Below are 12,377 nucleotides of genomic sequence, written 5' to 3'. Positions count from 1 at the left end.
AATCACAACTGCAGGCCACCCGCTGCCTTGTGCAGCGCCCGCAGGTGCTCGCCGATCTGTTTAACGTTGGCTTCCACTGCAGCAATCTGCTTGGCCCTCGACGGCTCCAGTAGCGCCCTCACCTCCTGGTCAAGGCTGGTGCTCAGCCGCAGCAGCTGCGCCTGGCGTTCGCGGCTGACTGTTTCCAGGTGCTTGCGCTCTTCAGGTTGAGGCAGCCCGTAGCCGGTTGAATCCAGCAGTTCGGCCGGCCGGCTCAGGAAACCACTGTTGGCGAGCATCTGCTTGAGGGTGGCGTCAGCCTTGTCGATGCTACCGTCCTTGAGCGCCGCGGCATTGAGGTAGCGTTGCTTGACTTCATCCTGGGCCAGCAGCAATTGCCGCCGCAGGCCAGCCTGTTCCAGCAGCAGCAACGCGGCGCTGGTGCGCAGGTCAGCCTTGGCGAACCAGCTGCGGCGTTGCTCGGCATCCAGCGCCAGCCAGTCTTCCACTGCTTTCTGTTCGACCGGCAACTGCTTCTTCAGCACCTCGAACATCGCCTGGTAGCGGTCCCGGTAAGAATCGAAGCGGTAACCCAGCCGGAGCGCTTCGCGGGGGTTGTCGAGCACATGGGTATCTGCCAGGCCGCGGCCGCTGAGCACGGCCAGCAGGCCGTTCGGCATGATGCTGTCGAGGTCGTTGAGCTTGGGGTTGGCAGTGCCGCTGCGTAACAGCTTCAACGACTCCACCGCGCAGTTGTTCGACAGGAACCAGTAATTGCCGTCGTAGCTCCAGTGCATTTCCGCCGCCTGGCGCACCAGGTTTTCGATTTCTTCCCGGTTGAGCTTGAGCGGTACGGAAGCCAGGCTGCGAAGTTCGGTCTTGGTGTACTCGTCGATCACCTGGCCCAGGGGCAATACGAACAGCCGTGACGGATACACCCCCACCAGGCCATCCCAGCTGGACAACTGCACGTCATTGACGAATGCGCGGTACGAGAGCACCAGGCTCTGGTCCAGGTCCAGCCGGCAGTCCGGGCCCCGTGGGCGGCCTGGCTTGCAGATGACCAGGCGCAACATGCTGTGCCCCCAGCGGCTGACCAGGTTCTGATTGGCTTCGGCCAGCAGGAAGTCCACTTCGTACACACGCTCGGGGTCCACTTCACCCAGTGGCTGGCGGGCGAAGTCGCTGCCGGCGTTGATGAACGGCAGGGTTTTGGCGCAGGTGTCCTGAGGGGGCGCCCAGCCGAAATGCTCGCGCAGGTACTGGTTGAGCGCCGGGCGGCGGCAGCCATAGCTCGGGTCGAGGAGGAAGTACTCCATGTTGACCGCGATGTATTCCTTCGGGGTGCTCAGTTCGTAACTGTCGGGGCTGCGCACGAACTGGCCATTGTGCTGCTCACGCTCGCCGCGCCGGCCTACGTATTGCTGCCAGCCGGCCAGGTCGAGCAGGCGTGGGTCGTCGCTGAGGGTGAAGCGGCGCTCGGCCTGGCCACGGCACTGGCCGGGCAGGCCCACTTTGCCCAGCGTGCCTTGCTGGCGCTTGCAGCGCGCGATCAGCGACTGCTCCTGGCTGGGCCACAGCCGGGCGCGGTCGTAGATATGGGTGAGTTCATGCAGCACAGTTGCCAGCAGCTCTGCGCGCACAGTGCCATGAGGGCGCTGCGTAGGCTCAGTTGCCGCGCTGCCGTCGGCAAGGCTGGGTAGCAGGCGCCGGTTGAGTTCGAGGGTGGACACCAGGGAGGCCTGGCCATAGGCGTTGGCCGGCATGTGGTCGCTCCAGCCGACCTGAACAGTGCGGTCAAGCCGCTGCTTGAACAGAGGTGGCAGTTTGGCCATGGCCTCGTCGAGCAGCCTCTGGCTGGCCTCTACCTGTTGCGCGTCGAGGCCGGCCACCTGCAGTTGGAGCTGCAGGTCTGCCAGTGCGGGCGTGCCGGTCAGCGTCAGGGCGCAGCCGAGCAACCAGGCACGCACGTTGTTCACAGCGCGAGAATGGCTTCGGCCAGCACCTGGTCGCTGGCGTCACGTGCCTGCGGCACGCGTTCGCGCAAGGTGTCGAAGGCGGCTTCAAGCTGGGCCCCGCGGATGTCGCCGTTGCTGGCGACAAAGCTGGCGGCGTCGTCATGGGCTTCACGCACCACTTTCGAGTCGCGGATGGAGGTGGTGGTGTCAGACGTGAAGTCAATCGAGCGGCCAAAGGCACGCACGATGATGTTGCTGGTGGCCACCAGGGTCTGTGCCTGAGCCAGGTCGGCCAGCAACAGCATGCCGAGGGTCGCGGCAATCAGCGGTTTGCGCATGGAGCATCTCCGAAAATACAGGGAGTGAGGGGTAGTTATTGGACGAGGATAGCCTGCGCCAGTTCCAGGTCACTGGCGCCACGGCACGTACAATCGCGCCTTAATGATGCCAACGCGGCTTCCAGCCATGCACCCCGCAGCTGCCCTCCACTGGCCACGAAGGCTGCAGCGTCATCGCGCGCCTCTAGCACCAGTTTGCGGTCGAACGGCGCGCTGGTGACCTGGCTGGTGACATAGCCAGAAATCACCAACCCCTGGGTGGTGGTATCCATGGCGTGGGCTGCCGCGATACTGGCGAGCCACAACAACGGCAGCAACAAATAGCGCATGGTTGAACGAGGCGCCGGGGCTTGCTCAGAGCGCGAGGATAGCCTGGGCCAGTTGTGCGTCACTGGCTTGCAGGGCTGGCATTTGTGAGCGGATGTGCAGCAACGCGCTTTCCAGCTTGGCGCCACGAATATCACCTTGGCTGGCGACGAAGCTGGCGGCGTCGTCACGCGCCGCTTGCACCACTTTGTCGTCGCGCAGCGACGAGGTGGCGTCGGAGGTGGCATCGGTGGAGGCCGCTACCGCGCCGACCACACTGTCGGTGGTCACGATGAAGCTGCTGGCCTGTGCAGTGCCGGCCAGGCTCAGCATCAAGGCAGCGCCAATCAGATAGTTACGGGGCATGTAGGGAAACTCCTGGCTTGGGTCGTAATGCTACTGGGACGTTAAGGTGGCGGTTTTGGACACCCATAAAGGTGGGTTCTACCAGACTGTTGGCCGAAGCGTATCACGCGTAGGTGTATCAGAATGTTAAACACGGCCGTTGGCAACAACTGTACCTGTCTTGTGCAATGCAAGGGAAATTGTACTGGTACGAGACTGGCGTCGCTCTTCACACCAACAAAAAACCCGCCGCAGTTGCCTGCGGCGGGTTCAGGAAATTCGTGGTGCCAGCCTGGCTGGCAACCCAGCGCTTAGCGCCAGAAAGGCTTGCTGAGCTCTTCGTAACGCTGCGACTCACTGATACCGGCATCCGCCAGCAGGCGTGCGTCCAGGCGAGCCAGTTGACGACGGCTGGCCATGCGGCGCTGCCACAACAGCAGGGTGGAGGCTACACGCAGAGGCAGAGAGGCGTGGGATTGCTGAGCTTCGCTTTCAAAAACCAGACCGGAACTGAGGGTACGTTCCATGATGATCATCCTTCCGCTTATGGCGGCATTAGATAGTGATTTAACTGATGCCAATGATCCTCCCCTCTTGTCCATAACAGTAGATACAGTTTCTTCAAAAGATGATGGGCCAGTTAACTGTGTAACGGTACTGTTGCACCCGAAAGTAGCCTAACTGTACTGGTCTGCCTCATGTTGGTGCATATTGGTGGTTTTTTCGGGCGTTCAGGCAGAGAGATGAAGGTTTAACCAGTACAGTAGTACAGTTTATTTTGGTAATGCCTGGCAGTTTGTAGCAGGCAAAGAAAAAGGGCCGCATCGCGGCCCTGAATTGTGTTGCACAAGCAGGCGGGTTGCCGGTCAGCTTGCCAACATGCGCCCCGTCTCTTCCAGGTTTTCATGCCAGCTGAGTGCCTCGCGCAGGATATGCGGGGTATGCCCACCTCGCTCGCAGGCCCTGTCAAAGTAGTCGTTCAGCGCGGCGCGGTAGTCTGGGTGCACACAGTTATCGATGATCACCCGCGCCCGCTCCCGCGGCGCCAGGCCTCGCAAGTCGGCCAGGCCTTGTTCAGTGACCAGGATGTCGACGTCGTGCTCGGTGTGGTCCACGTGGCTGACCATGGGTACGACGCTGGAGATGGCACCCCCTTTGGCAATCGATTTGGTCACGAATACCGACAAATGCGCATTTCGCGCGAAATCGCCCGAGCCACCAATGCCGTTCATCATGCGCGTACCGCACACGTGGGTGGAGTTGACGTTACCGTAGATGTCGAACTCCAGCGCGGTGTTGATCCCGATGATGCCCAGGCGGCGCACCACTTCCGGGTGGTTGGAGATTTCCTGCGGGCGCAGTACCAGCTTGTCCTTGTATTGCTCCAGGTTGCCGAACACGTCAGCGTTGCGGCGCGAGGACAAGGTGATCGAACTGCCAGAGGCGAAACGCAGCTTGCCCGCATCGATCAGGTCGAAGGTGGAGTCCTGCAGCACCTCGGAATACATGGTCAGTTCTTCGAATGGCGACTCGATCAGGCCGCACATCACTGCGTTGGCGATGCTGCCGATGCCGGCCTGCAACGGGCCCAGCCGGTTGGTCAGGCGCCCCGCCGCCACTTCTTTCTTGAAGAAGTTGATCAGGTGGTCGGCGATGCCCTGGGTTTCGCCATCGGGCGGCAACACGGTGGAGGGCGAGTCCGGCTGGTCGCTGATGACGATACCAACGATCTTGGCCGGGTCGATTGGGATAGCGGTGCTCCCAATACGGTCGTCCACCTTCACCAGTGGGATCGGTGTACGGGTGGGGCGGTAGGTTGGGATATAGATGTCGTGCAAACCCTCGAGGTTGGGGTTGTGCGACAGGTTGATCTCGATGATCACCTGCTTGGCGAAAATCGCGAAGCTGGCCGAGTTGCCCACCGACGTGGTGGGTACGATGTGACCTTGTTCAGTGATCGCCACCGCCTCGATAACCGCGATGTCGGGCAGCTTGAGCTGCTGGTTGCGCAGTTGCTCCACCGTTTCGGACAGGTGCTGGTCGATGAACATCACCTTGCCGTCGTTGATGGCCTTGCGCAGTGTGCTGTCCACCTGGAACGGCATACGGCGCGCGAGCACGCCGGCCTCGGTCAACTGCTTGTCCAGGTCGTTGCCCAGGCTGGCGCCGGTCATCAGGCTGATTTTCAGCGGGGTCAGCTTGGCGCGCTCGGCCAGTGCGTGGGGAACGGCCTTGGCTTCACCGGCACGGGTGAAGCCGCTCATGCCGACGGTCATGCCGTCCTCGATCAGGCCAGCGGCATCAGCCGCACTCATTACCTTGCTGTGCAGGGAGGACAAGCGGATACGATCACGGTACATGGATTGTTATCTCGGGCTACTAAGCTACTGCAGCGCAGTCTAGTGTTTTCGCCCGTTGCCGTCCCGCGACCATGGTCGTATGCCCCTGCAGCGTTCGCTGCCGTTGATCCGGATCATAAAAAGCAGAGCCCCGGTGGATCAGACCGGGGCTCTGCTTATATAGGCCGATGCAGCAGCAGTGGTTACTCCACAGCCTTGACCATGTCCTCGATGACCTTCTTGGCGTCACCAAACACCATCATGGTCTTGTCCAGGTAGAACAGTTCGTTATCCAGCCCCGCATAGCCGCTGGCCATGGAGCGCTTGTTGACGATGATGGTCTTGGCCTTGAAGGCTTCGAGGATGGGCATGCCGGCGATCGGTGACTTGGGGTCGTTCTTGGCCGCCGGGTTGACCACGTCGTTGGCGCCCAACACCAGCACCACGTCGGCCTGGCCGAACTCGGCGTTGATGTCTTCCATTTCGAACACCTGGTCGTAGGGCACTTCTGCCTCAGCCAGCAGCACGTTCATGTGCCCGGGCATACGCCCTGCTACCGGGTGAATCGCATACTTCACCGTCACCCCGTTGTGGGTCAGCTTCTCGGTCAGCTCCTTCAGGGCATGCTGGGCGCGAGCCACTGCCAGGCCGTAACCTGGCACGATGATCACGCTGTCGGCGTTGCTGAGCAGGAAGGTGGCGTCATCGGCAGAACCCGACTTCACCGGGCGCTGCTCCTTCGAGCCTTGTGCCGCACCCGCGTCAGTATCCCCACCAAAGCCGCCGAGGATCACATTGAAGAACGAGCGGTTCATGGCTTTGCACATGATGTACGACAGAATCGCACCCGACGAACCGACCAGTGAGCCGGCAATGATCAGCATCGAGTTGTTCAGCGAGAAGCCGATACCGGCAGCCGCCCAGCCTGAGTAGCTGTTGAGCATCGATACCACCACCGGCATGTCTGCCCCGCCGATCGGAATGATGATCAGCACACCCATCACGAAAGCCAGGGCCAGCATGAGGGTGAAGGCGCTGTAGTGGCCGGTGAACGTGAACAGCAGGCCCAGGGCGATGGTGGTCAGGCCCAGGATGAGGTTCAGCTTGTGCTGCCCGGCAAACTGCACCGGCGCACCCTGGAACAGGCGGAACTTGTATTTGCCCGACAGTTTGCCAAACGCGATCACCGAACCGGAGAAGGTAATGGCACCAATGGCTGCGCCCAAGAACAGTTCCAGCCGGTTGCCCGTGGGGATCGGGTCGCTGATGGCGGCGACAATACCCATGGACTGGGGTTCGAGTACCGCAGCAATGGCGATGAACACTGCCGCAAGGCCGATCATGCTGTGCATGAAGGCGACCAGCTCCGGCATCTTGGTCATCTCGACGCGCTTGGCCATGATCGAACCGGCCGTACCACCGACCAGCAGGCCGACAAGCACGTAGCCGATGCCGGCAGTAGCGAGCTCGGCACCCAGCTTATAGATGAGGCCAACCGTGGTGAGGATGGCGATACCCATGCCGATCATGCCGAACAGGTTGCCGCGCCGTGACGTGGTGGGGTGCGACAGGCCTTTGAGTGCCTGGATGAAGCACACCGAGGCAACCAGGTACAGAAGCGTTACCAGATTCATGCTCATGCTGACTTCTGCCCCTCGTTCTTGGTTTTTTTCTTGAACATCTCAAGCATGCGCCGGGTGACCAGAAAGCCACCGAAGACGTTGACTGCCGCAAGGGCAACGGCCAGGGTGCCCATCACCTTGCCGGCGGGGGTTACGGTCAGTGCCGCAGCCAGCATCGCGCCGACGATGACGATGGCAGAAATGGCGTTGGTAACCGCCATCAGTGGTGTGTGCAGCGCCGGGGTAACGTTCCACACCACGTGGTAGCCCACGTAGATGGCCAGCACGAAAATGATGAGGTTGTAGATGCCATGGGAAATCAGCATGTCTTCCATTGTCGTGCTCCTCAGCCGTTCTTGCGGACGATCTGCCCGTCGCGGCACATGAGGCAGGCCGCGACGATGTCGTCTTCCAGGTTGATGGTCAGCGCGCCGTCCTTGTCGAACAGCAGCTTCATGAAGTCCAGCAGGTTGCGGGCATACAGTGCCGAGGCGTCGGCGGCTACCTGCGCGGGGAGGTTGGTCGGCCCGACGATGGTCACGCCGTGCGCTTGCACCACCTGATCGGCGACGGTCAGTGGGCAGTTGCCGCCCTGCGCGGCTGCCAGGTCGATCACCACCGAGCCAGGTTTCATTTGGGCAACGGTCTCGGCACTGAGCAAGGTAGGCGCCTTGCGGCCCGGGATGAGCGCCGTGGTAATGACGATATCTGCCTGCTTGGCGCGCTCGTGCACAGCCTGTGCCTGGCGTTGCATCCAGCTGGCCGGCATTGGGCGTGCATAGCCGCCTACCCCTTCGGCGCACTCGCGCTCTTCGTCGGTTTCATAGGGCACGTCGATGAATTTGCCACCCAGCGATTCGATCTGCTCCTTTACCGCAGGGCGCACGTCGGAGGCTTCGATCACGGCACCCAGCCGCTTGGCTGTGGCAATGGCCTGCAAGCCGGCAACACCGGCACCCAGAATCAGCACGCGCGCGGCCTTGACGGTGCCGGCTGCGGTCATGAGCATCGGCATGAAGCGCGGGTAGTGCTGCGCTGCCAACAGCACAGCCTTGTAGCCTGCGATGTTGGCCTGGGACGACAGCACGTCCAGGCTTTGAGCGCGTGAGGTACGTGGCGCTGCTTCAAGGGCGAAGGCAGTGACGCCGTGCTCGGCCATTCTGGCGATCAGCTCGCTATTGAACGGGTTGAGCATTCCCACCAGCAAGGTGCCAGGCTTGACCTGCGCCAGTTCCTGGTCGTTTGGCGCGACCACCTTGAGCACCAGTTGCGCGCCGTAGGCATCAGCTGCACTGCCCAGGGCCGCACCCACCGCTTCGAAGGCACTGTCGGGAATGCTGGCATTGAGCCCTGCCCCGCGCTGCACCGTGACCTGATGGCCTTGGCCAATGAGTTTCTTGATGGTTTCCGGGGTCGCAGCGACCCTGGCCTCACCGGCCTGCGTTTCGAGAGGAACACCTATGTGCACGACATTTCTCCTGCGGTGACCTTTGTCTTTGTAAGTGCCAGCACACTTCGGGTGGTGTGCTGGGGCGGCTATCGAGCCCCAACCCGCCGAATCCTGGGCGGGCGAAGCATTTTGCAGACGAACCTTAGGCCCTACAAGCCATTCTGGAGCGAAACCATCTTAAAACTACAAGTCACCATGTGACTGCATGTCGCAGGGTGTCTCACGCAGCCCTGCAAATTCGGGCATTCGGCAGATTAGGCGAAAAAACAGAATAAATTCTGCCTAATTCGTGTTTGGAAAGGTGAATGTCGCAAAATGACGCTTCAAAACGTGCCGTGAAGGGGCTGGTGACCATTTTGGTGCAGCTGATTAAAATTAATCAAGTGCGACATATATTTATATCTGTAGGATTTGAATAAAGCTGACTACGGGGTCAATTAGCGCTGGCTGCCTTTATATACGCGTGTGACTGCCCGGTGAGCCAGTCACGAAAGGCAACCAGGGATGCCGACTGTACCTTGCGCTCCGGAATCATCAGATAGTAGGCCTTGTGGCTGCTCAGAACATGCCTGTTAGCGACCACCAACCTACCCTCCTCCAACTCCCGCTGGATCAGGAACGGAGGGATCAAGGCGATGCCCATCTGGTGGATGGCCGCCTGCGAGAGCATTGAAAACAGTTCGTAGCGAGGCCCGGTCATGTCCCCCTCCACGCTTAGCCCTGCGCTGGCGAACCATTGGCGCCAGGCGTACGGGCGTGTGCTCTGCTGCAGCAGTGGCAGTTCGGCGATACGCTGTGGCTCCAGGGCCGGCAACCCGTGCAGCAGCGCAGGGCTGCACACGGGTACCGGGTTCTCTCCCATCAGCCTGTGGGCCTGGGTACCCGACCAGTCACCGTCGCCGAAATACACGGCAGCGTCGAAGGGCGTATCGGCGAACAGGAACGGCCGGGTGCGGTTGGTGAGGTTGACGGTGACGTCGGGGTGGCGTTGCTGGAAATCCTTCAGCCGGGGTAATAGCCATTGCGTGCCGAAGGTGGGCACTACGGCCAGCTCGATGACGTTGGCGCCCTGCTGGCGCATTACCGATAGCGTGTCGCGCTCTACCGCGTCCAGCTGGGCTGCAACCTGCCGGCTATAAGAAAGCCCTGCTTCAGTCAGCTTCACACCTCGGCGTGATCGCCTGAACAGTTCCACATTAAGGAACACTTCCAGCCCGCCTACCTGGCGACAGACTGCGCCCTGGGTCAGGGAAAGCTCCTGGGCTGCCTTGGTGAAGCTTTCGTGGCGGGCCGATGCCTCGAAGCAGATCAGGGCTGTGGTACTGGGAATTTTGCGCCGCATGCTTATCCCTCACTTGTTGGGCGTTGAAGCTGGGCTTCATCAGGTCTACGAAGTGAGAAAATATCACTGATTGGTGCGTAATCGTCGTTTGTGGTGCGCGGCGTTGCGGCCTAGGATCAATGCATACCGCACTGTTGCCGCATTCGAGGAATACGCTCATGGCCCCCAAGGCAAGCTTCAACTGGATCGACCCGCTGCTGCTGGACCAGCAGCTCACTGAAGAAGAGCGCATGGTGCGTGACAGCGCTTATCAGTTTGCCCAGGACAAGCTCGCGCCGCGGGTCCTCGAGGCCTTCCGCCACGAGAAGACTGACCCGGCGATCTTCCGCGAGATGGGTGAGGTTGGCCTGCTGGGGGCGACCATCCCCGAGCAGTACGGCGGCAGTGGCCTGAATTATGTGTGCTACGGCCTTATCGCCCGTGAGGTGGAGCGCATCGACTCCGGCTACCGCTCGATGATGAGCGTGCAGTCCTCGCTGGTCATGGTGCCGATCAATGAGTTTGGTACCGAGGGGCAGAAGCAGAAGTACCTGCCGAAGCTGGCCAGTGGCGAGTGGGTTGGCTGCTTCGGCCTCACCGAGCCCAATCACGGTTCCGACCCAGGTTCGATGATCACCCGTGCCCGTAAGGTAGAAGGCGGTTATCGCCTTACCGGCAGCAAGATGTGGATTACCAACAGCCCTATCGCTGATGTGTTCGTGGTGTGGGCCAAGGACGATGCGGGTGACATCCGTGGCTTTGTGCTCGAGAAGGGTTGGGAGGGCCTGAGCGCGCCAGCGATCCATGGCAAGGTGGGGCTGCGTGCGTCGATCACTGGCGAAATCGTCATGGATAACGTGTTCGTCCCCGAGGACAACATCTTCCCCGAAGTGCGCGGCCTCAAGGGGCCCTTCACCTGCCTGAACTCAGCCCGGTATGGCATCTCCTGGGGTGCGCTGGGTGCTGCGGAGGCCTGCTGGCACACGGCACGCCAGTACACCCTCGACCGTCAGCAGTTCGGCCGCCCGCTCGCCGCCAACCAGCTTATCCAGAAGAAGCTGGCCGACATGCAGACCGAAATCACGCTGGCCCTGCAGGGCTGCCTGCGCTTGGGGCGCATGAAGGATGAGGGCACGGCGGCGGTGGAGATTACTTCCATCATGAAGCGTAATTCGTGTGGCAAGGCATTGGACATCGCCCGTATGGCGCGGGACATGCTGGGGGGTAACGGCATTTCCGATGAGTTTGGTGTGGCGCGTCATCTGGTGAACCTGGAAGTGGTCAACACCTATGAGGGTACCCACGACGTGCATGCGTTGATTCTGGGGCGTGCCCAGACGGGTATCCAGGCCTTCTATTGATCTGCTTATAAGGAGCCGGCCCATGGGCGCGCTATCACATCTGCGGGTGCTGGACCTTTCGCGCGTGCTGGCCGGGCCTTGGTCCGGGCAGATCCTCGCCGACCTGGGGGCCGACGTGATCAAGGTGGAGCGCCCCGGGTCTGGGGACGATACCCGCGCCTGGGGGCCGCCTTTCCTCAAGAACGCTGAGGGCGAGAATACCAGTGAGGCGGCCTACTACCTGTCGGCCAACCGTAACAAGCGCTCGGTAACCATCGACTTCACTCAGCCAGAGGGCCAGCGCCTGGTACGTGAGCTGGCGGCTACCTGCGATATTGTCATCGAGAACTTCAAGGTCGGTGGCCTGGCGGCTTATGGGCTGGACTATGAGGGCCTGAAGGCGGTCAATCCCAGGCTTATCTATTGCTCGATTACCGGGTTTGGCCAGACAGGCCCTTATGCCAAGCGTGCTGGTTATGACTTCATGATTCAGGGCCTGGGTGGCCTCATGAGCCTCACGGGTCGCCCGGAGGGGGAAGCCGGTGAAGGGCCGGTGAAGGTGGGTGTAGCGCTTACCGATATCCTTACCGGGCTGTATTCGACCGTTGCCATGCTTGCCGCCTTGTCGCACCGGGAGCAGACAGGTATCGGCCAGCACATAGATATGGCACTGCTGGACGTGCAGGTAGCCTGCTTGGCGAACCAGGCCATGAACTACCTGACCACGGGTAACCCACCGCGGCGTTTGGGCAATGCGCACCCTAATATAGTGCCGTACCAGGATTTCCCCACTGCAGATGGTGACTTCATCCTGACGGTGGGTAACGACAGCCAGTTCCGCAAGTTCGCTGAGGTGGCCGGGCAGCCGCAGTGGGCGGACGATGCGCGGTTCGCCACCAACAAGCTTCGCGTGGCCAACAGGGCGCAACTGATCCCGTTGATCAGGCAGGCCACCGTGTTCAAGACCACGGCCCAGTGGGTGAGCCAGCTGGAGGCTGCGGGTGTGCCATGCGGGCCGATCAACGACCTGGCCCAGGTGTTCCAGGACCCGCAGGTACTGGCTCGAGGCCTGGCCGTCAGCATGCCGCACCCACTGGGTGGCAGCGTACCGCAAGTGGCAAGCCCCATACGGTTGTCGCAAACCCCGGTTGAGTATCGGCGTGCGCCGCCGTTGCTGGGTGAGCATACCGACGCGGTCTTGGCTGAAGTGCTGGAACTGGACGCGGCTCAATTGAAGCGGCTGAGAGATACAGGGGTCATATGAAGGCTGGTACATGCCCCATTTCGACTTATTGAAATAAACGGTTGACGCCCTCTCGAATCCCCTTATAATGCGCCCCACTTCCAGCGACAACGGAACGCAAAACTCCTTGAGATTC

The 12,377-nt window shown here is 61.2% G+C and carries 12 protein-coding genes; 2 read left to right on the top strand and 10 right to left on the bottom strand.

The window, feature by feature from the left end; all coding sequences use genetic code 11:
- Positions 1 to 2 precede the first annotated feature (2 nt).
- From PPA02S_RS01530 to PPA02S_RS01485, 10 genes are all read right to left on the bottom strand, one after another.
- Positions 3 to 1,958: a DUF7844 domain-containing protein gene (locus PPA02S_RS01530; RefSeq protein WP_154660060.1), complete on the bottom strand. Its 1,956-nt coding sequence runs from the start codon at positions 1,956 to 1,958 to the stop codon at positions 3 to 5.
- A complete protein-coding gene (locus PPA02S_RS01525; RefSeq protein ID WP_028633095.1) occupies positions 1,955 to 2,275 on the bottom strand; it encodes a DUF2388 domain-containing protein in 321 nt (106 codons plus the stop codon). Before PPA02S_RS01525 ends, PPA02S_RS01530 begins: the two co-directional genes overlap by 4 nt.
- 35 nt (positions 2,276 to 2,310) lie before the next feature.
- Complete coding sequence (locus tag PPA02S_RS01520) at positions 2,311 to 2,604, bottom strand: DUF2388 domain-containing protein (protein ID WP_028633094.1); 294 nt, start codon at positions 2,602 to 2,604, stop codon at positions 2,311 to 2,313.
- Between the two features lie 25 nt (positions 2,605 to 2,629).
- On the bottom strand, positions 2,630 to 2,947 hold the full coding sequence (locus PPA02S_RS01515; RefSeq protein WP_028633093.1) for a DUF2388 domain-containing protein: 318 nt from the start codon (positions 2,945 to 2,947) through the stop codon (positions 2,630 to 2,632).
- A gap of 290 nt (positions 2,948 to 3,237) precedes the next feature.
- Positions 3,238 to 3,453 carry a DUF1127 domain-containing protein gene (locus PPA02S_RS01510; RefSeq protein WP_028633092.1) on the bottom strand — a complete coding sequence of 72 codons (216 nt, stop codon included), beginning with the start codon at positions 3,451 to 3,453 and terminating at the stop codon, positions 3,238 to 3,240.
- 339 nt (positions 3,454 to 3,792) lie between these two features.
- A complete protein-coding gene (gene scpC, locus PPA02S_RS01505) occupies positions 3,793 to 5,286 on the bottom strand; it encodes a succinyl-CoA:acetate CoA-transferase ScpC (RefSeq protein WP_028633091.1) in 1,494 nt (497 codons plus the stop codon).
- A gap of 182 nt (positions 5,287 to 5,468) precedes the next feature.
- Positions 5,469 to 6,905 carry an NAD(P)(+) transhydrogenase (Re/Si-specific) subunit beta gene (locus PPA02S_RS01500; protein WP_028633090.1) on the bottom strand — a complete coding sequence of 479 codons (1,437 nt, stop codon included), beginning with the start codon at positions 6,903 to 6,905 and terminating at the stop codon, positions 5,469 to 5,471.
- A complete protein-coding gene (locus PPA02S_RS01495; RefSeq protein WP_028633089.1) occupies positions 6,902 to 7,222 on the bottom strand; it encodes an NAD(P) transhydrogenase subunit alpha part 2 in 321 nt (106 codons plus the stop codon). The genes PPA02S_RS01500 and PPA02S_RS01495 overlap by 4 nt, the downstream gene beginning before the upstream one ends.
- 11 nt (positions 7,223 to 7,233) lie before the next feature.
- Positions 7,234 to 8,355, bottom strand: a complete 1,122-nt coding sequence (locus PPA02S_RS01490; RefSeq protein ID WP_028633088.1) for a Re/Si-specific NAD(P)(+) transhydrogenase subunit alpha — start codon at positions 8,353 to 8,355, stop codon at positions 7,234 to 7,236.
- Positions 8,356 to 8,770: 415 nt separating this feature from the next.
- Positions 8,771 to 9,679, bottom strand: a complete 909-nt coding sequence (locus PPA02S_RS01485; RefSeq protein ID WP_028633087.1) for a LysR family transcriptional regulator — start codon at positions 9,677 to 9,679, stop codon at positions 8,771 to 8,773.
- Positions 9,680 to 9,837: 158 nt separating this feature from the next.
- On the opposite strand from PPA02S_RS01485, the gene PPA02S_RS01480 reads away from it, so the two are divergent.
- Entirely contained in the window at positions 9,838 to 11,019 is a 1,182-nt protein-coding gene (locus tag PPA02S_RS01480; RefSeq protein WP_028633086.1) for an acyl-CoA dehydrogenase, read from the top strand.
- Positions 11,020 to 11,041: 22 nt separating this feature from the next.
- A complete protein-coding gene (locus tag PPA02S_RS01475; RefSeq protein ID WP_028633085.1) occupies positions 11,042 to 12,262 on the top strand; it encodes a CaiB/BaiF CoA transferase family protein in 1,221 nt (406 codons plus the stop codon).
- The last annotated feature ends 115 nt before the right edge of the window (positions 12,263 to 12,377 follow it).

It is taken from the genome of Pseudomonas parafulva NBRC 16636 = DSM 17004 (genome assembly GCF_000730645.1).
Classification (GTDB): Bacteria; Pseudomonadota; Gammaproteobacteria; order Pseudomonadales; family Pseudomonadaceae; genus Aquipseudomonas; species Aquipseudomonas parafulva.
Note: the sequence above shows the minus strand (reverse complement) of the source record. Positions and strands in the feature narration are given on the sequence as shown.